Source organism: Flavobacterium aeripolare (assembly GCF_013294025.1).
Taxonomy (GTDB): Bacteria; Bacteroidota; Bacteroidia; order Flavobacteriales; family Flavobacteriaceae; genus Flavobacterium.
In genome coordinates this window covers 16483-42325 of sequence record NZ_JABSNL010000006.1, presented here as the reverse complement: position 1 = coordinate 42325, position 25843 = coordinate 16483, and the positions used below count along the sequence as shown (strand labels likewise).

Genomic DNA, 25843 nt, shown 5'->3' with positions numbered 1-25843 from the left:
GTTGATTGCGTTAACAATGAAATTTATTGAGTCAAGAAGTCGTCTAAATCAGTCGCATCTTTGTAATAACAAAACAAACGTTATATATTAACTTAAAATCAAATATCATGTTAAAGTGGACAGTAATTTTTATAATTCTAGCTATAGTAGCAGGAATTTTCGGATTTGGAGGAATCGCTGCAGGAGCTGCAGGAATCGCTAAAGTATTATTTTTTATATTCATCGTATTATTTATTCTTTCGCTAATAAGTGGTAGAAGTAAATTATAATTATAAAAAGCTCTTCTTTACAATCATTTAAAGAGGAGCTTTTTAATTAAAAAAACAAAAGGTTATGGAAGAGTATGCTAAACACGAAATTGGGTATATTAAGAGATACGAAGCTATAGGGTACACAACAAATTTTTTATTTCAAAAAGATGGGTTGGTCGATACCGAGACTAAGTACAAATACCAACCAGATGAGTTATTTATTGTAGCGCAACATCGTTATGAAGGAATGAGCAATCCAGAAGATATGTCAATCCTATATGTTATCGAAACTGCAGATGCTGTAAAAGGAACGTATTTATTAGGATATGGTCCCACAGCAGATCTTGAAGCTGCAGAATTTTTTAATGAAATTCCAGAAGAGAACTGCTCAGATAAAGCTGCCTTAGAATAAATATTATACATTTACAAAACAGAACTAGCTGTTAATCAATAGACAAACTATTAGATTAATGGCTTTTTTTATATCTAAAAATGCGATAAATTAAAATAATGAAACATTAGTTAAAAATACTATAACGAATGGCAGCTGCTTTATGACGAATTTTGAAATATCAAAAAACAATACTTGTACAGTGTACAAATAATCAAAGAGATCCAAATTTAAAACAGCTTCTAATGAAAAATATAACTATCAAATCGGGAAATATTAAGGATTTCATTGTGGATCTTAAAGCTAATTTTGATGGCGTATTAGGAGTGGAAATGGATGAATACCACCTAAAATTAGATACGGAATTAGTTTCAGGAACGATTGAAGCGACTTCATTTCAAGAAGACCTAAATTATTTTGACTTTGATATTACCTTTCTAGAAGATGTTAAATTAAATATCAAATCTGATGGTGCCTCACCTACTTACTTTGCGTATTGTTTATCTGGTTCATTAGAGCACCGTTTTGGTAAAAATGAAAAAACAAATGCCATTACTGCTAATCAAAATGCTGTAATAAATACTGTTGAAGACACTACAAACATTTTTTATTTTAAAAAGGATGTGGCTGTAAAACTATCAATTATAGGTATAGGAAACACTGCAACGGCAGAAGGAGATTCGCTGAATTCGAAAATTAAAAAAACGTTCCTAAACAAAACCGAAAATTTTGCACATGTAGGAATACAACACATCACAATTGCTCAAAAAGTGCAGCAATTACGCGCTATTAACCAAAAAGGGATTGTTCGTAATTTACTTAAAAAAGGGTTGTTACAAATTATTGTTGCCATGGAAATTGAGCACCATATAAATAGCTACACTGCTACTGAAGCGATAGTTAATTGCTTGACGTTGAAACAAATCGAACAAATTAAAACGTTATCTGATGCGATTCAAAAAGATCCATCAGAGCAGTATTCAATCAAATTGTTAGCACAGCAAACAGGCTTATCGCCAAATAAATTACAAGAAGGGTTTAAATTAATTCACAACCATACCGTGAACGATTTTATCACTATGATGCGAATAGAAAAAGCAGAAAAACTAATTAGAAATACTGATTTAAACATTTCTGAAATTGTGTATTCAATTGGTTTTACAAGCAGAAGTTATTTTTCGAAAATTTTCAAAGAAAAGTACAATTGTACTCCTAAAGAATACAAATTTAGTCAAAACTCGTTAGCTATTACAGCTTAATATATGATTTCAGAGGTTTGAGATTTACAGTATATCAAACCTCTGAAAAGTTTAAAATTCGTTAGCTTTTAAAGCGTACTATATATTTTTTTCATGAGCAAAGGGATTATTCTTTGCTCATGAAAGTTTAAAATTAGATAGCTAGTTTAGCACCTCATATACTTAATTTCAGGAATTGTCTTTGCTATAATTCCTGAAAGAACTAAAATTCGTTAGCTTGTAAGCACTACATATCGTTACATAAAAAAACAGCTTCTTGATAGAAGCTGTTTTTTTATGCGTGGTATTTAAGTGTATCTGTATTGTAATTTGTAGTGGAATTGTATACTAGATTTCGTTTAGAAAGGTAATAATCTCTTCAACAGTCAAAATGTAGTCAGGATTAGCAAATTTAATGGCGTTTATCGGCATAAATGGCGTCTCTGCAGTTTCAGGATCTTGAACAATAATTGTTCCTCCTAACTCCTTGATCGATTGCATTCCTTTTGTCCCATCTGTGTTTGCTCCTGAGAGCAGAATGCCTAAAACTTTAGACTTATAAATCTCAGCAGCAGATTCAAAAGAAACATCAATACTGGGCCTACTATAGTTCACTTTCTCGGATGCATCAAGAGATAGGTAATTTTCTTTTTCGAAAAGTAAATGGTAATCGGAAGGAGCAATATAAATGCTGCCAGGTGTGAGCAATACTTTATCTTCTACTTCCTTTACATTAGTAGTAGATTTAAGATCAATAAGCTGTTCCAGAGTTTTGTCTTCGGTATTTTTTCTATGCAGGATGATTACAAAGGCAAAGGATAATGGTGCATTTAATAGCGGTAACATTTTCATAAGCACCTGTAAACTTCCCGCTGATCCTCCTAAGATTACAACATCAAATTTACCTGTTACTTTAACTTCCTCCATACTTTTTCTTTATTAACTTGAATGTACTTGTCACTAATTGAAGCAAATTTAAGTGTTTCTTTACTTCCTAAGGCAAGGTAGCCTAAAGTAGACAAACTGCTGTCAAACAAAGTTATTGCACGTTCTTGTAAATCTTTATCAAAATAGATTAAAACATTGCGGCATAAGATCAGGTCAAACTCGTTAAAAGAACCATCAGAAACCAAATTATGCTGTGAAAAAACCATGCGTTCAGAAAATTCATCATTGAATTTTGCCACGCCATAATTTGCTATATAATAATTTGAAAAGTCGTTTTTTCCACCAGAATTTCGATAATTTTCAGCGTATTGCTTTATTAATTGCAGTCCAAAAACACCTTTCTTAGCACGTTCTAAAACTTTAGCATTGATGTCTGTGGCGTATAGTATTGCCTTGTGTAATAAGTTGGCTTCTTTTAACAAAATTGCCATTGAAAAAACCTCTTCACCCGTAGAACAACCTGCATGCCAAATCCTAATAAAAGGTTTAGAGGCTAGATTAGGTAAAATTTCGTTTTTTAAAACGGTATAAAAAGAAGGATCTCTAAACATCTCGGTAACGTTGACCGTGATTTCTTCTACTAATCTTTTATAGTATTCTGGTTCTGATCTGATTTTCGAAAGAAATTCTGAAAATCGCTCAAAACCATCAAGCTGATAGATGCGGTCTACCCTACGCTTTAAAGATGCTCTCGAATAGCTTCCAAAGTCGAAACCATAGTATTCATATACTACATTTATAAGTGTTTCTAGTTGTAAATCCTCAATCATAAAACGTTGTTATATATTGCTTAGCGATGCTAATAATTTATCAACATCTACTGGTTTAGAAATATAATCATCGGCACCTGCTTCTAGACATTTTTCTCTATCTCCCATCATCGCTTGTGCGGTTACAGAGACAATGTAGGTCTCTGCCCTTGATGGAATATTCTTTATCAATGGAATGGCCTCATAACCGTCAATATCTGGCATCATCATGTCGATAAGCACAGCGTCAATAAGCGTATCTGTTCTTAAAATATCTAATGCCTCTTGTGCACTTAAGCATGATAGACACTCATAAGCTCGTGAACGTAAGGTGGCAGACAATGCAAAAATGTTTCGTGCATCGTCGTCAATAATCAAGATTCGTTTTTTAGTCTTTTCTACTTCCATTATTTTTAAAAATTATCGTAAAGCCACACGCGTAATAAAGACAATAACTGGTCAATATCTACCGGTTTAGTAATATAATCAGAAGCACCTGCTTGAATGCATTTTTCACGGTCTCCAGTCATCGCTTTTGCAGTTACTGCAATAACGGGTAGATTCTTCAATCTTGGATTTTGTCTAATAATTCCAGCTGTTTCATATCCATCCATGTTAGGCATCATCATGTCAAGTAAAACCACATCTGTATGCGGATTTTCATCTAGCATTTTCAATGCCTCCTTACCGTCAATAGCTGTAATCACATTCATCTCAAAAACCTCTAAAGCCTTTGTAAGAGAGTAAATATTGCGCACATCATCATCAACGACTAAAACTGTTTTATCTTTAAGCGTATTGTTTAAAAGACTTTTCTTTTTATAGACATCTTTCTTACTGCCGTCATCTTCCTTATTCTCTTCAACCAAGTGTAAAAATAGCGACACCTCATCTAGCATTCTTTGATAAGAATGTGCTGTTTTTACAACAATTGAATCAGCATATTTTTTAATTTTTAACTCCTCTTTCATTGACAAACTTTTCCCTGTAAAAACAATTACGGGCAAGTTCTCTAATCCGTGATTCTTTTTGACCTCCTCGAGAATTTCGTAAGCCTTAGCATCAGGAATTCCCATGTCAAGAATTACACAGTCAATTTCTTTTTGGCTTAAAGCCGAAACACCTTGACTAACTTCACTCTTAATTTCTGACTTTATATTGTATGATTCTAAGAAATACGAAAGTGCTTCTGCATGTTTAGGATTATCCTCTATAATCAGCACCTTTTGCGATTCTTTATTAATGATTTGTTCAATATGCCTGAAAACTTCTGGCATTTTTTCGAATGCAACTGGTTTGTTTAAGAAATTAACAGCACCTTTTAAAAGACTTTCTTGTTTTAATTGATGAGAAGACATAATGTGCACCGGAATATGCTTTGTTCTCCAGTTTGCTTTAAGCTCTTCCATTACTTGCCAACCATTTTTTATAGGCAACTGAATGTCAAGTAATATTCCCACTGGATTGTACAATAAGGCATAATTTAAGGCATAATCTCCTCGCACAGAAACAACTCCTTTATATCCTCTTTGTCTACTAAAACTAAGAAGTGATTTTGCAAAATTAACATCATCCTCTACGATTAATATTACCTTATCATTTTCGTTGATATTATCTCTATCGTCTGGTACATCCTCAGGAATTGTAAGACTCAAATATTTATTTGTTTCCTGTTCCTTTACAATTGTAGTGATTTTTTCCAGTGGTGTAACGACTACTTCTTCCTCTTGAGCAGGCTCACCCTCTCTACCTACAATAGGAATCGCAAGAGTAAATTCACTCCCCTGCCCTAATGTACTTTTAAGTTTAATTTCACCCTGAAGTAGTTTAGCTAGTTCTCTACTTATAGATAGTCCAAGACCGGTTCCACCATATTTTCTTTTAGTAGAGCCATCTGCTTGCTGGAACGCCTCAAATACAAGTGGTTGCTTCTCTAAAGCGATTCCTATACCGGTATCTTTTACCGTGAACAAAATCATTTTACGGTCATGAATATCAATCTTCACTTCTAATGTTACACTTCCTTTTGATGTGAATTTTATAGCATTAGAAATTAAGTTTTTCAATATCTGCTCTAATCGCATTCTATCTGTTTTGATTACAACAGGTGCATCTGTAGCGATAATTGAAAACGCAATTTTTTTATCTCTAGCGACCTCTGTAAATAAGCCTTTTAATCCGTCAGTGATATCTTGTGTGGGCACTTGATCCAACTCTAATTCCATCTTACCAGCTTCAATTTTAGATAAATCTAAGATTTCGTCAATAAGACCTAGCAAACCATTTCCTGAGCTTTGTATCACCTTAGCAAATTCGATTTGTTCTACGTTCATGTTGCTATCATTATTCTCTGAAAGCAATCGACTTAGTAATAAAATAGAATTTAAGGGCGTACGAAGTTCGTGCGACATATTTGCCAAGAACTCTGATTTATAACGCGTCGTTAACTCAAGATCTTCTGATTTTTTTTGAATTTCAGAATTTTTTTCTTCCAGTAAAACACTGCGTTCAGCAAGCTCTTCGTTTGTTTGCTGCAACTCTTCTTGCTGTACTCTAAGTTCCTCTTCAGAGGCTTGTAATTTTTCAGTTTGTGTTTCTAGTTCCGCATTTATAGCTTCCATTTCGCTGTGTTGTAAACGCAACTCTTCAGATTGTGATTGTGTCTCCTCTAGTAATTCAATAACACGTTTTCTATTTTGCGTTGCTTTAACAGCGATACCAATATTACTTGCTACAGCAGTTAAAAACTCCATTTGTATAGGTGTAAATCCCTTTACACTCGCTAATTCAATAACACCTTCTACTTTATTATCCAGTAAAGGCACTGCAATTATTTGCGAAGGTTTCACAGATCCCAGTCCGTAAGAAACAGCAATGTCATCATCTGAAAGTTGGTTAAGCGATATGACTTTTTTAGAAATAGCCGCTTGACCTGTAATACCTTGACCTATCTTTAAACGTTCTTGACTCTTATCAGGAATATAACTGTAACCTGCTGCTTTTACTAGTTCATCACCTTCTGTTATGTACATTAGTCCAGCACTACTATTGCTGTAAACTGCCACAAATTCGATAATATCTTTAGTAAGAATGCTTAACTTTTTCTCACCTAACATGATGTTATTAAGCTGAGCAATACCTGTTTGTAACCACTCTTTATGAGAAAGCAACTCAAAAGATGTTTGCAATGATTTCCCCATATTATTCAAGGAAACACCCACACTACCTAAAGCATCGCTTTGATTATCTGTAACCGAAATAGTATAATCTCCATCAGAAAGCTGGGTGGCTATACTGCTTATAGCTTTGATTCTCTCAGCAGTCTCGGCATCGCGTTTTAAAAGCTCTTCTTGTAACTGAGAACGTTCTTGATAATCTTTTAATATTCTAACAACCATTAAAACAGTAATGATAAACGCTATTAAAAATGCTACAACTATTAAAACTGAGCTATAATTTCCATAACGCTCCGAGTTAGCTGTTCTCATCTTCAGTAATTCTTGTTCGCTTTTCTCTATACGTTTTACGACTACTTTGATCTGTTCCATTAATGATTTCCCCGTATCAAGATCATAAGCCTGCACATTAACACCCATCCTGCGGTCGTTGATCCGGTAACGTAAAAAATTGAAGAATTTTATTCGAAGGGGTTTCAGCTCCTTCAAATTATTTTGTTGAACAGGGTTGTCTAAGGTTAACTCCTCTATTTTTTCGAAAGCAGCATTTGAAGTTTCTAAGGATTGATCAAAATGACTTAAGTAATCCTCTCTACCAGTAACGAGAAATCCTCTCATACTTGTTTGCGCTTCGACTATATTATTAGCACCTTCATTAAGGTTGTAGATAATTTCTTGGGTATGGTTTACCCATGAATTACTGTTTAACAAACTTTTAATACTTATAAAAGAAGCAAGTGAACTAACCATTAATATCACCATCGAAATCGATGAGCTGATATATACATTTCTCCTAAAATTGTTTTTCATAGACCTATAACCTGTTATTATTTATTCTGTAAATTGCAATGGTAAAATCATTATAAAGCTTGCTCCAGCGCCCACTTGACTCTTTGCAGTAATCAATCCATTGTGTTTTTCGATAATCTTTTTAGCAATTGCTAACCCAATTCCGGTTCCTTCATACACTTTTCGATCACTAAGACTTTGAAAAATCATAAAAATTTTATTCAAGTATTGATCGTCAAAACCTATTCCGTTGTCCTTAACTATGATTCTGCAATAAGAGCCTTGTTCATCAACAGCACTATCAAAGTCCCTACTTTCAACAATTTCTGATGTTATATCAATCACAGGAGTTACCTCATCGTTAGTAAATTTCAAAGAGTTACCTATCAAATTTTGAAACACCTGCCTAAGCTGTGTAGGGATCCCATTAATTGCTGGCAATTTATTATAATTTATGATTGCTTTTTTACTTTCTGTCAAATAATCAAAATCAATTAACACTTCGTCAATTAACTCGTTTAAATCTACCTGCTCCGGACTCACCTTAGCAGATAATCTTGAGTACTCCAATAAGTCAGAAATAAGGTTTTGCATTCGATCAGCGGCTTTAACCGTGCGTGTTACGTAGTCAATTCCTTTCTCGTCGTTAACCAAATACCGATCTTTAATAATATTGATAAAAATCTGTATTTTACGAAGTGGTTCTTTTAAATCGTGTGATACCACCCATGAGAATTGTTGCAGTTCGTGATTTCGCAATTCAAGCTCTTCATTTTTTGTAACAAGCTCCTTTGTTCTCTCTTTGATTTTAACCTCTAAATTTTCTTGAGCTTCTTTTCTAATCTCTACTTCCTTAGATAGTAATTCTTTGATATCTAATAATTCCTTTTGTTGCTGGTAGATTTTTAGAAAAGTCTTTACTTTAAGGATAAGTAAATCAGAGTCAACAGGTTTTGTGATGTAGTCTACTCCACCCGTTTCATACCCTTTAGAAATAAACTTTTTTTGTTTGTTTACTGCTGATAGAAAAATCACAGGAATATCCTTTGTGCGATTGTTTCCCGCTAACATCTCAGCAACTTCAAATCCATCCATTCCAGGCATTTGAACATCCATAATAATCAGACTATAATTATACTTCAGGATTTTCTTCAAAGCTTCCTCACCAGATTCGGCAGTATCTACTTCAAGATTGTGAAGCTCCAATATTTTTTTTAAAGCAATTATATTGGCTTTTATATCATCGACGATTAGTATCATAATTTTTTATTTCAATTGTTTTTAACAGCAGTAAAAACGGTGCATTAAGTGGTGGCAATATTTAATAAATTATAAAATAAAATGATGGTTTTTAAGCTGCAATTTAATGCGCTAATAAAGGCCGAAAAAGAACTCAAGAACTTAAATTCAAACTGAGATAAATTTCTTTCATTATTTTGTTTGCAACTAGCGTCATTTTATTGCTTCAAAAATAAAAAAAAGAACTTATAAAAAGTTGTAACATTGTATGAATTTCTTGTAGAATGATCATTATCCTGAAAGTTATTTTTCTGACATTATAATCTTATAACTTTATAACGAAATTGTATAAATCGAAATAAAATAATTCAAAAATGTACTGCCCATAGTGAAATGAGCGCCTATTTTTCATTTTTAGATTTCCAACAATAAACAGTAAAATCCATGAAAAAGGAGCACAAAGGGACTCAAAAAATACTACCATCCGCACTATTTTTAGGTCAAAATAGGATATAGAAAAGCATCCCAATTTAAGACATATAAACCACTATTTTTTTTATAAATTTGCACTCAAAATAAGTGAAAATTTATCTATAATAAAACACCCACGATGACTGCATACCTATTAGATAAAAACTACCACAATAAAAGCTACGATCGTGATGATTTAAACCATCAAGAATTTGAATTTTGCACGTTTGACAATTGCAATTTCTCTATGTGTAATTTTATTGCTGTTACATTTATAGATTGCACATTTACTAACTGTGATTTTTCTAATGCGATGATCAATCATGTGGCTTTCAGGAATGCAAAATTTATCGATTGTACTATTGTCGCTGTGAATTTTGCTATGTGCGATAAATTAATATTTGAAATTAATTTCGAAAAGTGCACCCTTGATTTTTCAAAATTCTATGCTTTAAAAATGAAAAGCACCACTTTTAAAGACTGTAGTATCGTTGCCGCCGACTTTATGGATTGTGACTTAACAGATGCTTGGTTTGTAAATTGCGATTTATACCGTTCAGAATTTGCTGGAGCAAAAGCAATTAGAACTAACTTCTACAGCAGTTTTAATTATATCATAGACCCTAAAAAGACAGCAATTAAAAAAGCAAACTTTTCACTATCAGCAGTTCATGGTTTGCTCGCCAAGCATGATATTGTCGTTGTATAATATTTTCATAAATGAAATTTCTTCATTTTTTACTGTTTATAAAATTTACTAAATTTGCATTCTAAAATCATTACTATGTCAAACAAAAAATATAAAATTGCAGTTATTCAGTTAAACTTAAATGACGTTGCCGAAAACAACCTCAAAAAATGTATTAGCTGGGTTAGAGACGCTGCAAGTCAAGGAGCAGAGGTAATTACATTGCCAGAATTGTATAGCAGCCACTATTTTTGTCAAAGTGAAGACGTTGATAATTTTGAAATAGCTGAGCCATTATACAGTACTTCTTTTATTGCTTTTAGCGCTCTTGCAAAAGAATTAGGCGTGGTGATCATTGTTCCTTTTTTCGAAAAAAGAATGGCCGGAATCTACCATAATAGTGCTTATATAATTGACACTGATGGATCTGAAGCCGGTTTATATAGAAAAATGCACATTCCAGATGATCCTTATTTTTATGAAAAATTCTATTTTACGCCAGGTGATTTAGGTTTTAAAACGATACCTACAAAGAAAGGAAAAATTGGAACCTTAATTTGCTGGGATCAATGGTATCCAGAAGCAGCACGTTTAACTGCGTTGCAAGGAGCCGAAGTATTGTTCTACCCTACTGCCATTGGATGGCATCCAGGAGAAAAAGAGCAGTACGGGACAAATCAATACGGTGCCTGGATGAATGTTATGAAAGGTCATGCCGTAGCAAATGGTGTTTATGTTGCTGCAGCAAATAGAATAGGTCTCGAGAAATACTTACCGGATACAGACGGAATTGAATTTTGGGGTGCCTCGTTTATTGCAGGACCACAAGGAGAAATTTTGGCGCAAGCCTCACACGATAAAGAAGAAATCTTAATTGCCGAAGTAGATCTGGACTTCCAAGAAAACATTCGTCAAAACTGGCCGTTTTTTAGAGATAGAAGAATCGATGCTTTTGGAGATATTACAAAAAGAGCGATAGACCCTAAAATGTAATTTAGACAACTATCATAGCAAATTGAAATAATGGACTGAAGCAAATTGCCTCAGTCCATTTTTTTTACCTATTTATTATAGCGAACAATTTTATTTATTATTGAGGATAACAAATAGACTTGGCTTGTAATTACAAATAACTAGAAGCCTATTTCTAAATTTCCTTCTAGCAAATAAAATAGAAATTGTTCTCGAATGTTTACCTTTGTACTTTGTAATCGAAATTTATTATGACTGAAAATAACAGAAGGTTTCCTGCAGAATGGGAAAATCAAGAAGGTATATTACTTTGCTTTCCGCATAACGGAAAAGATTGGCCTGGAAAATACGATGCTATTCAATGGGCTTTTGTTGAATTTATAAAAAAAGTTGCGACTTATGAAACCGTTTTCTTAGTCGTTGCCGATGAGAAACTAAAATCAAAAGTTACTGAGATGCTAGAAATGGCCAAAGTTAATATGGATTCCATTTCCTTTGTCATTCAGAAAACAAATAGAAGTTGGATGCGCGATTCAGGTCCAATGATTGTTAGGAATAATGGTAAAAGAGAAGCATTAAACTTCAACTTTAATGGTTGGGCTAAATATAAAAATTATCAATTAGATAGACAAATTCCTGCTACAATTGCTACACATCTAAACCTGCCTGTGACTCAAGTGACTTACAAAGGCAAAGCGGTTATTGTTGAAGGTGGTGCAATAGATGTAAATGGAAAAGGGACCTTACTTACAACCGAAGAGTGTTTAATGGACCCAAATATTCAAGTACGTAATCCTGGCTTTACAAAGGCTGATTACGAAGCGGTATTTAAGGAATATTTAGGAGTAACAAATGTTATCTGGTTGGGTAATGGCGTTCAAGGGGACGACACACATGGACATGTCGATGATCTTAGTCGTTTTGTTAACGAAGATACCATTGTAACCATTGTTGAAACTAATCCTGAAAGTCCAAACTTCAAGCCTTTACAAGATAATTTGAAGCGCTTACAGGAAGCCAAATTAGAAAATGGAAAAGCGCCAGTTATTGTGGCATTGCCAATGCCTAAGCAAATTGACTTTGATGATCTTACATTACCTGCGAGCTATGCTAATTTCTTAATTTTGAATAAATGTGTCTTGGTTCCTACTTTTAATGATCCTAACGATCGCAAGGCATTAAACATCTTAGCTGAGTGCTTTCCTGATAGAGAGATTATTGGAATAAGCGCCATAGATTTGATTTGGGGATTAGGTACTTTACATTGCCTTAGCCAACAAATACCTGCAGAATAATAAATATTCTTATATTTGATATATAAAAAAACACCAGCTATATGCTGGTGTTTTTAGTTTATCAAGTATGCTATTCACTTATTTATCTCTTGTAAAAGGGATTTTTTGATCTGCACTAATAATCATATCAAAGCCATCTTTATTATCATTAAATTGGAATTGTAGACCTGCTCTTTTTGATTCGAATAAATCTTTACCAATAGGCTCAACCGTGAATTCAGGATAATCAGTAATTGCTACATTAAGTGCGCTGTTCTTTTCTGAAAAAGTGATTTTTATGGGCGCTTTTGTATTCGAAAAAGTTCCTAAATAACCATCAAGTATTACATCTTTTTCCACTTCGCCTGTAGCAGCTGACCATACATCATTAGTAGGATTATTGTCCGGTAAAACGTGTTGTGGATCTAGAGTAATGCTTTCAATCTCTTCTGTAGATTCATGTTTAAACGACCATGAAGTGTTTCTCTGCCATACCTCTACTGGCAAGTTAATGTGATCCACTTTACCACTTTTAAATTTCACATCAATTAAGACTGGCATAGGCATTTTTTCGAAATTTTCGACAGTGATTACTACCCCTTTACTAGGGTCATTTTTTACATATTTTACTCCAGTGATTCCTTGATCAAACTTCCAGTTGTATTGAAACCATCCTCTCCAGAACCAACTTAAGTCTTCTCCAGCAACGTTTTCCATAGTTCTAAAGAAATCATCTGGTGTTGGGTGTTTAAAGGCCCATCTGTCAACGTATGTGCGAAAAGCCAAATCAAATCTTTCTGGCCCTAATATTTGTTCTCTTAATATAACCAGTCCGGAGCTAGGTTTAGCATACAATAACAAACCAATGTTTCCTTCTAGCATATTATCAGGAGAACTCATGATTGTTTCTAATTTATCATTTGTATATCGATCTGCGATTCTATGTAAATCAGCAGCTGGCGATTTGTACTCACCATTGTTAAAAGCCTCTGTACTTAGTGAATTGATGAAAGTATTGAAACCTTCGTCCATCCAACCAAACAAGCGTTCGTTTGATCCTACAATCATTGGGAACCAGTTGTGACCAAACTCGTGATCAGTAACTCCCCATAAATCTTCTCCCTTAGACTCCCAGCTACAAAAAACGATTCCGGGATATTCCATTCCTCCTTCGTTGCCAGCCACATTTGTAGCAACAGGATACGTATATTCCATCCATTTTTTAGAGTAATGTTCGATAGATCCTTTTACATATTCTGTTGAGCGACCATAAGCAGCATCACCAGCACTTTCAACTGGGTAAGCTGATAATGCCAAAGATTTTTTACCACTTGGTAAGTTAATTTTTGCTCCATCTAAAATAAAAGCAGCTGAAGATGCCCAAGACAAATCTCTAGCATTTTTTAATTTATAGTGCCATGTTTTAGTTGCTGTAGGATTTGTTTTTGCTAATGCATCAACCTCCTCTTGCGTACGAATCATGACCGTTTTGTCGCTAGCTTTTGCCTTTGCTAATCTACTTTGTTCTACAGTGCTATAAACAGCAGTAGGATTCACTAACTCACCAGAAGACACTACAATGTGATTTGCAGGAACCGTGATGTTTAAGTCAAAATCTCCGTATTCTAAATAGAATTCTGATGCTCCTAAATATGGATTAGTGTTCCATCCTCTTACGTCATCATAAACACACATGCGCGGATACCATTGTGCGATGGTGAAGATTTTTCCGTTTTTAGTATCTAAAACTCCGGTACGATCAGAACCTTCTTTTGGCGAAATGTACGAGAAGTCAATTTTTATTTTAACAGTTCCCCCTTTAGCTTTTAACTCCTCAGGTAGAAAAACTTGCATTCTCGTGTCGGTGATTAAAAATTTAGCTTCGACCTCAGTAACTTTTCCCTTTACGCTGTTTAGCACTTTGACAGATGTGATTTTATGACCACCATCAAATTCTTCTCCTTGAGCACCGTTACGACTACCCGTTAGTGGCACTACAGCATTACCTCTAGAATCTTTTTTAAATAAATTTTGGTCCACATTCATCCAAACAAAATTCATTTTATCAGGACTGTTGTTAGTATAGGTAACGATATCTGTACCAGTTATTTCGTTTTTCTCAGCATTTAGTTTAGCTGTAAGCACATAATCTGCACGGTTTTGCCAATACTCTGCTCCTGGCTGCCCACTTGCAGATCGTGTAGTTGTACCGTTTTTAGTGTAAAAAAACGGGGCAAATGCGTCATGATAATTGTAATTTGAGACTGGAGCTTCTTTTGTTTTTACGGGCTCATTTTGAGCATAAACAGAAGAAACACCTACTAATAAAGCCATGTGAAGTACAGCTTTGAACCTGATATTTTTCATGTGTTTGAATTTTACAACCAAATTAGCAAAAAAAAACAGATTGGTAAATAAATTTCAGAATAAGGATGAAATTTTAAGAAAACATTATTTAGTTCAGCATAAAATCGACCACACAGATGTATTGTGAAAATTTAAAAATATATTTACAGTATCGAACGCTATAATTTTAAATTCTGATGACAACAACCATTTCAAACGCTATCCTCACAGCAGAAATCAAACATGCTGGAGCCGAACTTTGTTCTCTTGTAAAAAGAGCTACTTCAAGAGAATACATGTGGCAGGCAGATCCTAAGTTTTGGGCAAAGCACTCCCCTATTCTTTTTCCAATTGTGGGAACCTTGAAAGACAATAGCTACACCTATGACGACGCTAAATATGTGCTATCACGACATGGTTTTGCCAGAGATTTAACATTTGATCTAATAGATAAAAAAGAAGACAGTGCTACATTTTCTTTACATTCGAATGAAACAACTTTAGAAGTGTATCCATTTGCTTTTGAATTGCAAGTTAAATACTCGCTTGAAAGTACCTCTTTGAAAGTTGACTATTTGGTAGTTAATAATGGGGACCATATACTGCCTTTCTCTATAGGTGCACATCCTGCTTTCTCGCTTCCATTAGCTTTTGATCGCTACGGATTAGAATTCGAAAAAGAAGAAAAATTGAGCTATCATTTACTAGAGAATAATTTACTCACTACTGTTACAGAGGATCTAGTTGCAATAGATAGAAAAGTAGCATTACAGTACACATTATTTGAAAGAGACGCACTAATTTTTAAAACATTACAATCAAATTCGATTACAATAATCGAAGAAACTACGCCATTACTAGCCGTACACTATAAAAAATTTCCAAACTTGGGAATTTGGACCATGCAAAATGCTCCTTTTTTATGTATCGAACCTTGGTATGGCTATTCTGACACGATGGAAAGTTCTGGAAAATTAGTTGAGAAGGAAGCTGTTGTAGTTATTGCCTCAGGAACAAGATTTGAAACAACATATAGTATCGAAATTTTATAATTAAAAAGACAATTTATGCTTACTATAAATTTTGAACCGTTTCCCAATCTAGAAACCGAGCGGTTGTTATTGAGAAGAGTTGTACAAAACGATGTCAACGAGGTATTTGCGCTGCGATCTGATAAAGAAGTGATGCAGTATATACCGAGACCACTTGCTATAACAATAGCCGATGCAGCTGCCCATATTGATACTATAGACGCGACCATAAATAACAACGAAGGAATCAACTGGGCAATTACATTAAAAGGAACAGATACGCTAATTGGTCTAATAGGCCATTACCGCATTCAAGCTATCAATCATCGAGCAGAAGTAGGCTATATCTTGAGTCCTAAATTCCAGCGTCAAGGTATTGTAGTTGAAGCGATGAAAAAAGTAGTGGAATATGGCTTTAAAGAAATGAAGTTACACTCTATTGAAGCCGTGATCGATCCTAACAATATTGGCTCTGAAAAAGTGCTGCAAAAGAGCGGATTTAAAAAAGAAGCACACTTTATTGAGAATCAGTTTTATGAAGGAAAATATACGGATACAGTTATTTATTCGCTTCTCAATAATGACAATTATCAAAATTAATTTACCGTTATGGATACTAAAATAAGTACATTCGTGTTTACTTATAACAAACAGTAGCACCGATGGTTTTTCACATTAGCATTGGTCAAAACACACACAATGAAAAAATTAATTATTCTTACTATACTTCTTCTAGCTGTCACTTCACACAGTCAAACCTACGTTAAAGTAAATGCTTTAACGACCTTATTAACGATTCCCAATGTCGCGATTGAGACAAAAATAGGCGATAAATCAACGTTAAACTTTGATGCATTAGGATCGTTTTGGAAATCTGTAAACGGAAAGCCTCGTGAATTTTATACCTTAACCTCTGAGTACCGTTACCACTTTAAGGAAACCGATAATGGTCTATATATAGGTGGTCATGTAGGTGTTAGTAAATACAACTTCCAGAAATGGAACTATATAAACACAGACAACTACGAAGTTGGAAAAGGCTACTTTGCAGGAGCAACTTTAGGTTACAAAGCCAAGCTAAATGATAAATTCTACTTAGACTGCTTTTTTGGTGGTGGCTGGCATCAAGGGTTCTACAAGGGCTATCTCTTAAGTGATGGAACACGTTATGACAAAGCTAAAAATTACAATAAAAGTGGTGAATGGTTTCCTTATAGAGGAGGTGTCATGATCTCATATAAACTAAACTAAGCAGTAAACTTTTTATAATTAGCAACGTACAGTGCTTCTACTTGCTTTCTAGCCCAATCTGTTTTTCGTAGAAAAGTCAAACTTGATTTTACACTAGGATTCTCGTTAAAGCATTTAATCTTAATTAATTCTCCTAAAGTATCAAACCCAAAGTAAGCTTCTAATTGTTCTACAATAGTTTTGAGCGTAACCCCGTGTAGCGGATCTTGTGATTGTTGTTTTTCCATATTGCAAATTTATGCCAATTTTATAAAAAAAATTGCTGATTCGTACATTTGTTGCTACATTTGTCATCCTATGCTAAAAACTGTCAACATACTCAATAAAAGAGCCCGATTTGATTATGAAATAATCGAAAAATTCACTGCTGGAATTGTCTTAGCGGGAACTGAGATTAAATCAATACGATTGGGTAAAGCAAACATCACAGAAAGTTTTTGTGAGTTTAGTAACAACGAATTATTTGCGATCAATACCTATATTGAAGAATACACTTTTGGTAATCAATTCAATCATCAGGCGAGAAGTGAAAGAAAGCTACTCTTAAATAAAAGAGAACTTAAAAGCTTAGAGCGTAGCGTGCAAGCTAAAGGACTTACGATTGTTCCTTTGAAACTTTTTACTAACGAAAAAGGGATGGCCAAATTAGAAATAGGACTTTGCCGCGGTAAGAAGACCTATGACAAAAGAGAATCATTAAAAGAACAAGATACCAAAAGAGATTTAGATCGAATAAAAAAAATATACAATTAATTAAATAGGGTTGAGCGATTAACCCTTTTTTTTGATATCCTTGATGACAATTTTAGTCAAAAATTTTCATACTTATGAAGAATATGCTGCGCACTGCTAGAGAGAATAAAGGCTTAAAAACAAGAGAACTCTCTAAAATGGTAGCCATAGATCAAGCCTTAATTAGCAAATTTGAAAGTGGAGAACGTAGACCCACAAAGAACCAACTACTAAAATTAGCCATTACTCTAGATATTGAACTGGCGCCCTTGCTCATTTCTTGGCTTAAAGAAAAAATCATAAATGAAATCGCTAATGAAGACTATGCAATTGAAGCACTAAAAGAAGCACAGCAAATTATACTTTCGAAAATAGCACTTAAAAAGAAGTCCTCACTCTTTTTATTCGAAAAAGAAATACAGCTAATTGAGCATTTAAAAAAGACCGCTAATGCATTGCATGCTTTTAGTAACTCAAAACTACAGGAAGATTTAGCACTAACCTATCTTTACGAAAGTAACCGCTTAGACGGGAATTCACTTTCGAAAATTGAAACTGAACTCATTTTAAATGAAGGGCAAAGCATTGCTGGAAAAAGCATGCACGAACACCTTGATGTCATCAATCATCAGGAGGCGATGCAGTACACGCAAAAAATCATCGATACCAACACTAATTTAACTGTTGCAGCTATTTTAGAACTACACCAACTATTATATCGCGGAATAACTCCTAAAGAAGCGGGTAGCTTTAGAACAACTGAAATCACTGTTAAAAACAACCTCTTCTCCCCTTCTACTGCAAAGAATATCGCTACCGATCTTGATGATCTATTACTATGGCTAAACGATAATGTAGATCATTTGCATCCACTTATACTAGTGGCAACATTCAAAATTAAATTTGTAACACTGCAACCATTCAAACAAGGAACCGCAAAAATTGCAAGACTCTTAATGAACGTTATTTTAGTAAAGAATACAATGACCCCTATTATTATTAAGAGTGATGCTGATAGTAAAAATACCTACATGAATTCATTAATAGCAAGCATGCAAGAGGAGAAGAACGCCAACTTTACCCACTTTATAATACAGCAGCAAGAGGATAGCCTACGTTATTGTATTTCTTTTCTTCAAGCGGTAAACTAAAACTACTCGTGGCTTTTTTATCGAATGCAATATCATCACATTCTATAAAATAAAAAACCTCATCGATAGTATGATGAGGCTTAGTTATACTCTAATTTTTATCTTCGAGCAAGGGCACAAATCTAAATTCACCTAGTTCGTGCTTTTCAAATTGTGTTTCGTTTTTTCTAATAAGTAAGGTCATCACTTGCACCTCTTCCCCCAGTGGGATGACTAATCTCCCCCCTATTTTAAGCTGAGCCATTAACGGCTGCGGTATAAAAGGAGCACCTGCAGTTACAATAATACTGTCAAAAGGACCAAAATTAGGCAATCCCTTGTACCCATCGCCAAATGTTAAATGCTTAGGTCTTATGCCTAATTTAGGTAATAATGCTGCTGTTGTTTTAAACAACTCATTTTGTCTCTCTACACTATACACTTTGGCGCCAAGCAAATATAAAACCGCCGTTTGATATCCTGATCCTGTCCCAATCTCTAATACTTTATGGTCTTTTTTTATTTCTAATAACTGCGACTGAAAAGCAACAGTGTAAGGCTGCGAAATAGTTTGCCCAGCACCTATAGGGAACGCCTTATCTTGATAGGCATAATCCTCAAAACTAGAATTCAAAAACAAATGTCTAGGGATCTTTTTAATCGCCTCTAGAACATTTTTGTCTGTAATTCCTTTTTCTTGTAAAACGCTTACTAATTGGTTTCGAAGCCCTTGATGTTTTGCAGTATCTTTCAATGGTGGTATTTTATATTTCTGTAAAATTAATTAAAGAATTATCATTTGCAACATAAACTGGGCTAGCAAATTCAAAAAAAAATATAGCAGCAATAACCTATTGATAGTGAATCTATAATTATTAGAATTATTTTTTTACAAGCACTTTATGCAAACTTACATCCAACATCTATAAAAATAAATTGAAAAAATAGCTGCCTTTCTTACTAGTTAAAAGATAGGTGTTAATTATTAAAATATCACTAAAAGTGGGTATTGTACAATCCACTTATATATTGTCTCTTTACATGCGATAAAAAAGTAATTCAAACTTATAAATGGTTCTCAAGAGAGAACTTGAGTAAGATACTATAGGATTACAAAAAAAGCTATAATCACATAAATAAAGTACTGTAATTTACAGCAGTAAATTTGTAAGTACCACAAATAGCCTAACCAAGAGCTACTAAAAACCGACCAAAAAAAACCCCTATTTACCAGAAAATAGGGGTTTTTACATTATTATAATTACCCTAGAGTAATTGACAATAAATTAGCTGTAATACTGTCTAGTAGCGATTAAGCTTCATCATCATTTAAATGTGACTTTGAATAGCCTCTCCACTTGTCGATACAATCTTGTAAATCTTGAGGTAGCTCTGTATCAAAACGTTTTAATTCCTTTGTTGTAGGATGAACAAAACCTAATGTTTTAGCATGCAAAGCTTGTCTTGGTAATATTTTAAAACAATTGTCTATAAACTGCTTGTATTTTGTAAAGGTAGTCCCTTTTAATATTAAATGACCACCGTAACGCTCGTCATTAAATAAAGGATGACCTATGTGTTTCAAGTGCGCTCTAATTTGGTGCGTTCTACCCGTTTCTAGCTGGCATGAGATAAGAGTAACATACCCAAAACGTTCTAAAACCTTGTAATGTGTAATTGCTGGCTTTCCAATTTCTGGATCAGCAAAAACAGCCATTTGCATGCGGTCTTTTAAGTGACGTGCTAGGTTTCCTTCAATTGTTCCGCTATCGTCTGCCACATTTCCCCATACTAAGGCGATGTATTCTCGCTCTGAAGTTTTAGCTTCAAATTGTTTCGCTAGATGCGTCATTGCCGCTTCTGTCTTAGCAATTACTAACAACCCTGATGTGTCTTTATCAATACGGTGAACTAATCCTGGACGCTCACTGCTGTTCATTGGTAAATTCTCAAAGTGATGTGCCAATGCGTGAACAAGAGTTCCTGTATAATTTCCGTGACCTGGATGCACCACCATCCCTGGCTCTTTATTAATTAATAATAAAGCATCATCTTCATAGACAATGTTTAATGGAATGTCTTCTGGTATAATATGGTTCTCATATGGTGGATGCGTTAACATCACTCGAACCACATCTAGCGCTTTTACTTTATAGTTTGATTTTACAGGTAAATCATTTACAAGAATATTTCCTTCTGTAGCTGCAATCTGTAATTTATTACGTGTAGCATTTTGTATCAACCCCATCAAATATTTATCAATTCTTAAAGGTGTTGTCCCTTTAGTAACTTCAAATTTAAAATGTTCGTACAATTCTTGTTCTAAGTCTTCTGACTCTATATTATTGTTCATTTGGCATTTCATCAATTGATTCTGGTACAGAATCCGTTCTTATGTCTTCTTCGTAACTCGCTTTTCCATCTCCTAAAACCAAATCAATTTTAGACGATTTCAAGACTCTATCTCCTGGTCTGATACTTCTTCCTTTATAACGCATATCAAGTACCATGTCTCTTCCTAGGTTAGGAATATAAGTGATTGTCCCTTCTTCTAAGCCCAAAGCTTTTAAGGTAGGAACAGCTTCACGGTATGTTTTTTCGATTAAATCCGGAATCTTTACAGATGAAAATCCAGATGAATTGATCTTGATATATACCTTTCTACCTTCTTTAACTTTAGCTCCTGGCAGTGGATCTTGTTGCACCACACTGTATTTAGGGTAGTCACTTCTATAATCTAAACTGTCTAATAATATATAAGACAAATCTAAACCGTCTAATTTTTCCTCAACTTGCTCCTCTGTCAGTTTACTCAAATTAGGAACAACGATTTCGTTACCATGATTTGTAGTAAAAGTCAACCAATGCATAAACAAATAACCTAGTACAGCAATAATCAATGCAGCAAGAAACACTTGTAAAAGAAATACACGGCTAATAAGATAGTTACGTAAACTCATAAATATATTTTTATTTGTGGCAAAGATAAACCTATTTCGTTCCAAAAAAAATGATAATTTTGTTTAATGGTATTTAGTTTCCTTTGTCCTTAATTAGGAGCTAATCCCGCTATCCGCTGTATCCACACAAAAAAGTGTGGGATGCCGCTACTATCGGGGCTAAAAAAAACGGTACTATTACATAACACCACACTTTAATCACCATTAACAAAGCGGTTTTTAAAGGATTTAAAACATACAAAATGAAAAATATTGCCATAATAATGGGCGGCTATTCTAGTGAGTACAAAATATCATTAATATCTGGAAACATGGTTTTTAAATTTCTAGATAAAACAAAGTACAATAGCTACTGCATTCATATTTTTAAAGAAAAATGGGTTTACGTTGATGAAAACAATAACGAATTCCCTATTGATAGAAACGATTTCTCAATTACAGTTGCTGGCACTAAAATTGTTTTCGATTGCGTTTTTAACGCCATTCACGGTACTCCAGGAGAAGATGGATTAATGCAAGCATATTTTGAGTTATTAGAAATTCCGCAAACGTCTTGCGATTATTACCAGGCTGCATTAACATTCAACAAAAGAGATTTTTTATCTGTTTTAAAGCCATACGGAATTAAAAGTGCTACTTCTTACTACTTGAACAAAGGCGATGTCATTCATACTGAAGAAATTGTTACAAAAGTAGGCTTGCCTTGTTTTGTAAAACCTAATAAAGCGGGTTCTAGTTTTGGAATCTCAAAGGTAAAAACCGAAGCAGAATTACCTATCGCCATTGAAATAGCCTATAAAGAAGATAACGAGATTATTATAGAAAGTTTTCTTGACGGTACTGAGGTCACTGTAGGCGTAATTAATTATAAAGGAGAAATAGTTGTTTTACCAATCACCGAAATAGTTTCTGAAAATGATTTCTTTGATTATGAAGCTAAATATCAAGGTAAATCACAAGAGATTACTCCTGCTAGAATTTCGCCAGAAATGACAAAGAAAGTGGGTGACATCGCAAAAAGAGCCTACGAATTACTGAAAATGAAAGGATTTTCAAGATCGGAATTTATAATTGTAAATGACGAACCTTTCATGCTAGAGATGAATACTATCCCGGGACTAACGCCTGAAAGTTTAATTCCGCAACAAGCCGAGGCGGCCGGAATCACTTTGACCAACTTGTTTGACAATGCCATTCAATTAGCTTTGAAATAATAGTGATAACGTCATGAAAGATATCTTTGATTGGAGTCGCGTACTATGGAATGATCTGCCAGAAATATTTTTGGTAGAGGTGGTCTTTCGTTCTGTTGTAATGTTTGTTGTGCTTTTACTCACACTAAAAATTGCTGGAAAACGTGGCGTTAAACAATTATCAGTATTTGAGACTGTGATCATCATCGCGCTTGGTTCTGCCGCTGGAGATCCCATGCTATATGATAATGTGGGAATTCTACCAGCAATTACGGTATTTGCAGTAATTATTCTGCTTTATCGCTTGATTACTTGGATAGCAGCAAAAAATAAAAAATTTGAAACCTTTATCGAAGGTAAAACAGAATGCTTCATTAACGAAGGACGTTTTTCGATAAAAAATTTTAAAAAAGAAAGTTTAGCTCAAGACGAGTTTTTCTCTGAACTGCGGCTAAAATCAATAGAGCATTTGGGACAAATAAAAAATGCCTATATCGAGACGAGCGGTGAGATAAGCACTTTTTTTTATAAAGATGAAGAGGTGGTATTTGGTTTGCCCATCTTACCGCACTTATTTGATAAAAAGCAAAAACACATCCCTACAAACGCGCATTACTCTTGCACCTTTTGCGGTTTTACCGAACATAAAAGCATAGGTACTGCTGTTTGTGAACAGTGTCAAAGAGAAGAATGGGTACCGTCTATAAATACTACGAGGATTACTTAAAAAATAAAAAAAGCTACAATACTATGAGAAGAGCAATATTCCCAGGATCTTTTGACCCTATCACGCTAGGTCATGAAGATATTATCAAGAGAGCGATTCCGCTTTTTGACGAAATCGTGATTGCGATAGGTGTCAATGCCGAAAAGAAATACATGTTCTCTCTAGAGGAGAGAAAACGCTTTATAGAGGAAACGTTTAAAAACGAACCTTCAGTAACGGTGATTTCTTATGAAGGTTTGACCATTGATCTATGTAAGAAACTTGAAGCTAATTTTATATTGCGTGGACTGCGTAACCCAGCTGATTTTGAATTTGAAAAAGCAATTGCTCACACAAATAGGTACCTATCAAAAATTGAGACCGTCTTTCTATTAACTGCAGCCAAAACCTCTTATATAAGTTCTAGCATCGTTAGAGATGTATTACGAAACGGCGGAGAATACCAAAAATTAGTTCCCAAAGCTGTCAGATTGAAATAAAAAACGCTTGACTTTGTTGTGGTACAAAAGTATCTCGTAAGATGTCATTTACATAAATTAGTATTGTGAGCTAATAAATATTATTTTCGCAAAAAACAAACAATCATACTATGAGTATAGAAAGAGAATTAAATAAACGTAGTGGTTCTAAATGTGAACTATGTGGTAACACTGAAAATCTTAAAGTATATCAAGTACCTCCTACTCAAAAAGGCGGTATTGATGAAGCTGTAATGACTTGTTCCACTTGTTTAGACCAAATTGAAAACCCGGGAAACGAAGATTTAAATCACTGGAGATGTTTGAACGATAGCATGTGGAGTGAACATACTGCAGTGCAAGTAGTATCATGGCGTATGTTGAGTCGTTTGCGTTCAGCGGGATGGCCACAAGAGTTAATCGACCAAATGTATTTTGACGAAGATACATTAGTATGGGCACAAGCAACAAATGAAGGTGAAGAAGACGAAAATAAAGTAATCCATAGAGATAGTAATGGTGTCATTCTTGAAGTGGGTGATAGCGTCGTTTTAATCAAAGATTTAAAAGTAAAAGGTTCTAGCATGGTCGCTAAGCAAGGGACCGCAGTTAGAAATATTAGATTAGATCATGAAAATGCTGAATACATTGAAGGAAAAGTAGACGGACAAACGATTGTTATTATAACACAATACGTTAAAAAATTATAAGCATCTTAAAGTAATGCATTAAAGGACTCCTCTTATAAAGTGGAGTCTTTTTTATTTTTACAATTACATAGTTACTTATCGAATGCCCATTTAGTTAAACGAGCAATAAAGCCAAGTTCCTAAAGGGTTAGGTACGATAAAGAGTGAATAGCCTAATATTATATTTGTATCTAATAATTAATTTACTCCTTCTTAAAGTGGTAAGTTAACTCAAAGTAAAAAGCCTTCAAAAGATGAAATCATCTCTTGAAGGCTTTTTTTACTCTATAAATTTTGACTATAACTTTGTGAAAAAGTCTTTAGAATACTCCTTGTTAGCCACTACATTTGTAGGCCCTACTTTTTCGTTCATTCGATCATAAGAAAAAAGAACTCCAGCAACCTCTTTGTAGTCAGTCCATGGCTTTAAAAAAGCAGGCTCCTTATCGTTGAAATTGTTATAATAAGCCCATTGCTTGATTAAATGACTGTCGTTTTCTACGTAAACCCAATACTTATTATCAGGAGTCACTCCTACTCCATCAAAAGTCATTTGTAGTACCGAAGCTGTTTTTCCATCGGCTAGTTTATCTTCTTTCACAAAACTTAAACTTACACCTTTGTCCTGCAATTTCCAAGGCATTACTAACCAATAAGAATCGTTGATCCACCATTCCTTTGCTTTTTGTAGTAAGGTTGCCGTTTTAGTTGCATCTGTTACTAAAACGCCATTTTCAAATGCTTGTCCTTTCATTGTATTGACATTAACGAGCACTACTTGCTTGTCTTTCGGATTTTCAACACGCACATCAGCAGTCCATTTATTCCAATACAATTTTCTACCTACAAAATTCCATTCTAAAGTTTCAATAGCATCATAGGCTTTTTTTCCACCCATGGCAGTTTCCATTTGGCTCACAATTGTAGCAACCGCTTTATCATCGTGGTTTTTTTGAGCACATCCTGAAGTTGCAATTGTAACTACAGCGAGAAATGCTAGTGCAATTTGATTTATTTTTTTCATAGTATAATTTTTTAGTACAGTGTGTAAATTTACATTTTTAAAGCACTATATTTTCAAAAACAGCCAAGATATTATGGCAGCTCTTGAAAAAATACAGGTGTTAAAACCAAAACTAA

General features: G+C 34.3%; 26 protein-coding genes. 15 read left to right on the top strand and 11 right to left on the bottom strand.

Annotation, left to right across the window (positions count from 1 at the left end; genetic code table 11):
• Positions 1–107: 107 nt before the first annotated feature.
• The 3 genes from HNQ00_RS08435 to HNQ00_RS08425 all read left to right on the top strand — a co-directional run bounded on the left by HNQ00_RS08435 (position 108) and on the right by HNQ00_RS08425 (position 1901).
• A complete protein-coding gene (locus tag HNQ00_RS08435) occupies positions 108–269 on the top strand; it encodes a DUF1328 family protein (RefSeq protein ID WP_173837893.1) in 162 nt (53 codons plus the stop codon).
• A gap of 64 nt (positions 270–333) precedes the next feature.
• Positions 334–663: a hypothetical protein gene (locus tag HNQ00_RS08430; protein WP_173837892.1), complete on the top strand. Its 330-nt coding sequence runs from the start codon at positions 334–336 to the stop codon at positions 661–663.
• A gap of 224 nt (positions 664–887) precedes the next feature.
• Complete coding sequence (locus HNQ00_RS08425) at positions 888–1901, top strand: helix-turn-helix domain-containing protein (protein WP_173837891.1); 1014 nt, start codon at positions 888–890, stop codon at positions 1899–1901.
• A 327-nt stretch (positions 1902–2228) separates the two neighbouring features.
• On the opposite strand, the gene HNQ00_RS08420 is transcribed toward HNQ00_RS08425, so the two are convergent.
• The 5 genes from HNQ00_RS08420 to HNQ00_RS08400 are packed head-to-tail and all read right to left on the bottom strand — an operon-like array spanning position 2229 to position 8802.
• Positions 2229–2807, bottom strand: a complete 579-nt coding sequence (locus tag HNQ00_RS08420; RefSeq protein WP_173837890.1) for a chemotaxis protein CheB — start codon at positions 2805–2807, stop codon at positions 2229–2231.
• Complete coding sequence (locus HNQ00_RS08415) at positions 2789–3598, bottom strand: CheR family methyltransferase (protein WP_173837889.1); 810 nt, start codon at positions 3596–3598, stop codon at positions 2789–2791. Before HNQ00_RS08415 ends, HNQ00_RS08420 begins: the two co-directional genes overlap by 19 nt.
• Before the next feature lie 9 nt (positions 3599–3607).
• On the bottom strand, positions 3608–3985 hold the full coding sequence (locus HNQ00_RS08410) for a response regulator (protein ID WP_173837888.1): 378 nt from the start codon (positions 3983–3985) through the stop codon (positions 3608–3610).
• 5 nt (positions 3986–3990) lie between these two features.
• On the bottom strand, positions 3991–7563 hold the full coding sequence (locus tag HNQ00_RS08405) for a response regulator (RefSeq protein ID WP_173837887.1): 3573 nt from the start codon (positions 7561–7563) through the stop codon (positions 3991–3993).
• A 21-nt stretch (positions 7564–7584) separates the two neighbouring features.
• Positions 7585–8802, bottom strand: coding sequence for a hybrid sensor histidine kinase/response regulator (locus HNQ00_RS08400; RefSeq protein ID WP_173837886.1), 1218 nt, complete (start codon positions 8800–8802; stop codon positions 7585–7587).
• Between the two features lie 589 nt (positions 8803–9391).
• Here HNQ00_RS08400 and HNQ00_RS08395 point away from each other — a divergent pair.
• The 3 genes from HNQ00_RS08395 to HNQ00_RS08385 all read left to right on the top strand — a co-directional run bounded on the left by HNQ00_RS08395 (position 9392) and on the right by HNQ00_RS08385 (position 12207).
• Positions 9392–9961 carry a pentapeptide repeat-containing protein gene (locus HNQ00_RS08395; RefSeq protein WP_173837885.1) on the top strand — a complete coding sequence of 190 codons (570 nt, stop codon included), beginning with the start codon at positions 9392–9394 and terminating at the stop codon, positions 9959–9961.
• 75 nt (positions 9962–10036) lie between these two features.
• Positions 10037–10933, top strand: a complete 897-nt coding sequence (locus HNQ00_RS08390; RefSeq protein ID WP_173837884.1) for a carbon-nitrogen hydrolase — start codon at positions 10037–10039, stop codon at positions 10931–10933.
• A 230-nt stretch (positions 10934–11163) separates the two neighbouring features.
• A complete protein-coding gene (locus HNQ00_RS08385) occupies positions 11164–12207 on the top strand; it encodes an agmatine deiminase family protein (protein ID WP_173837883.1) in 1044 nt (347 codons plus the stop codon).
• A gap of 78 nt (positions 12208–12285) precedes the next feature.
• Here the strand turns inward: HNQ00_RS08385 and HNQ00_RS08380 are convergent, their stop codons facing one another.
• On the bottom strand, positions 12286–14553 hold the full coding sequence (locus HNQ00_RS08380) for a M1 family metallopeptidase (protein WP_173837882.1): 2268 nt from the start codon (positions 14551–14553) through the stop codon (positions 12286–12288).
• Positions 14554–14729: 176 nt separating this feature from the next.
• Here HNQ00_RS08380 and HNQ00_RS08375 point away from each other — a divergent pair, with 176 nt between their 5' ends.
• The 3 genes from HNQ00_RS08375 (at position 14730) to HNQ00_RS08365 (ending at position 16814) form a co-directional block, all read left to right on the top strand.
• The gene (locus tag HNQ00_RS08375) at positions 14730–15584 is read left to right on the top strand and encodes an aldose 1-epimerase family protein (protein WP_173837881.1); all 855 of its coding nucleotides are present in this window, start codon (positions 14730–14732) and stop codon (positions 15582–15584) included.
• 15 nt (positions 15585–15599) lie between these two features.
• Positions 15600–16163, top strand: a complete 564-nt coding sequence (locus HNQ00_RS08370) for a GNAT family N-acetyltransferase (protein ID WP_173837880.1) — start codon at positions 15600–15602, stop codon at positions 16161–16163.
• A gap of 99 nt (positions 16164–16262) precedes the next feature.
• Entirely contained in the window at positions 16263–16814 is a 552-nt protein-coding gene (locus tag HNQ00_RS08365) for a DUF3575 domain-containing protein (RefSeq protein WP_173837879.1), read from the top strand.
• Here HNQ00_RS08365 and HNQ00_RS08360 read toward each other — a convergent pair.
• Complete coding sequence (locus tag HNQ00_RS08360; protein ID WP_173837878.1) at positions 16811–17041, bottom strand: VF530 family protein; 231 nt, start codon at positions 17039–17041, stop codon at positions 16811–16813. The genes HNQ00_RS08365 and HNQ00_RS08360 overlap by 4 nt on opposite strands.
• A 70-nt stretch (positions 17042–17111) precedes the next feature.
• Between HNQ00_RS08360 and smpB the strand changes: the two genes are divergently transcribed.
• Together smpB and HNQ00_RS08350 are read left to right on the top strand one after the other, a co-directional pair.
• The gene (smpB, locus tag HNQ00_RS08355) at positions 17112–17567 is read left to right on the top strand and encodes an SsrA-binding protein SmpB (RefSeq protein WP_173837877.1); all 456 of its coding nucleotides are present in this window, start codon (positions 17112–17114) and stop codon (positions 17565–17567) included.
• A gap of 74 nt (positions 17568–17641) precedes the next feature.
• On the top strand, positions 17642–18697 hold the full coding sequence (locus tag HNQ00_RS08350; RefSeq protein WP_173837876.1) for a Fic family protein: 1056 nt from the start codon (positions 17642–17644) through the stop codon (positions 18695–18697).
• A 91-nt stretch (positions 18698–18788) separates the two neighbouring features.
• On the opposite strand, the gene HNQ00_RS08345 is transcribed toward HNQ00_RS08350, so the two are convergent.
• The 3 genes from HNQ00_RS08345 to HNQ00_RS08335 all read right to left on the bottom strand — a co-directional run bounded on the left by HNQ00_RS08345 (position 18789) and on the right by HNQ00_RS08335 (position 21636).
• Positions 18789–19430, bottom strand: a complete 642-nt coding sequence (locus tag HNQ00_RS08345) for a protein-L-isoaspartate(D-aspartate) O-methyltransferase (protein WP_173837875.1) — start codon at positions 19428–19430, stop codon at positions 18789–18791.
• A gap of 558 nt (positions 19431–19988) precedes the next feature.
• The gene (locus tag HNQ00_RS08340; protein WP_173837874.1) at positions 19989–21029 is read right to left on the bottom strand and encodes an RluA family pseudouridine synthase; all 1041 of its coding nucleotides are present in this window, start codon (positions 21027–21029) and stop codon (positions 19989–19991) included.
• Positions 21019–21636, bottom strand: a complete 618-nt coding sequence (locus HNQ00_RS08335; RefSeq protein ID WP_173837873.1) for a PASTA domain-containing protein — start codon at positions 21634–21636, stop codon at positions 21019–21021. The genes HNQ00_RS08340 and HNQ00_RS08335 overlap by 11 nt, the downstream gene beginning before the upstream one ends.
• 242 nt (positions 21637–21878) lie before the next feature.
• Between HNQ00_RS08335 and HNQ00_RS08330 the strand changes: the two genes are divergently transcribed.
• The 4 genes from HNQ00_RS08330 to HNQ00_RS08315 all read left to right on the top strand — a co-directional run bounded on the left by HNQ00_RS08330 (position 21879) and on the right by HNQ00_RS08315 (position 24724).
• Positions 21879–22850: a D-alanine--D-alanine ligase gene (locus tag HNQ00_RS08330; protein WP_173837872.1), complete on the top strand. Its 972-nt coding sequence runs from the start codon at positions 21879–21881 to the stop codon at positions 22848–22850.
• 13 nt (positions 22851–22863) lie between these two features.
• Complete coding sequence (locus HNQ00_RS08325) at positions 22864–23556, top strand: DUF421 domain-containing protein (RefSeq protein ID WP_173837871.1); 693 nt, start codon at positions 22864–22866, stop codon at positions 23554–23556.
• A gap of 23 nt (positions 23557–23579) precedes the next feature.
• Positions 23580–24035, top strand: coding sequence for a pantetheine-phosphate adenylyltransferase (coaD, locus tag HNQ00_RS08320; RefSeq protein WP_173837870.1), 456 nt, complete (start codon positions 23580–23582; stop codon positions 24033–24035).
• A gap of 110 nt (positions 24036–24145) precedes the next feature.
• Positions 24146–24724, top strand: a complete 579-nt coding sequence (locus HNQ00_RS08315) for a PhnA domain-containing protein (RefSeq protein WP_173837869.1) — start codon at positions 24146–24148, stop codon at positions 24722–24724.
• A gap of 277 nt (positions 24725–25001) precedes the next feature.
• Here HNQ00_RS08315 and HNQ00_RS08310 read toward each other — a convergent pair whose 3' ends face one another.
• On the bottom strand, positions 25002–25727 hold the full coding sequence (locus HNQ00_RS08310) for a hypothetical protein (RefSeq protein ID WP_173837868.1): 726 nt from the start codon (positions 25725–25727) through the stop codon (positions 25002–25004).
• Between the last annotated feature and the right edge of the window lie 116 nt (positions 25728–25843).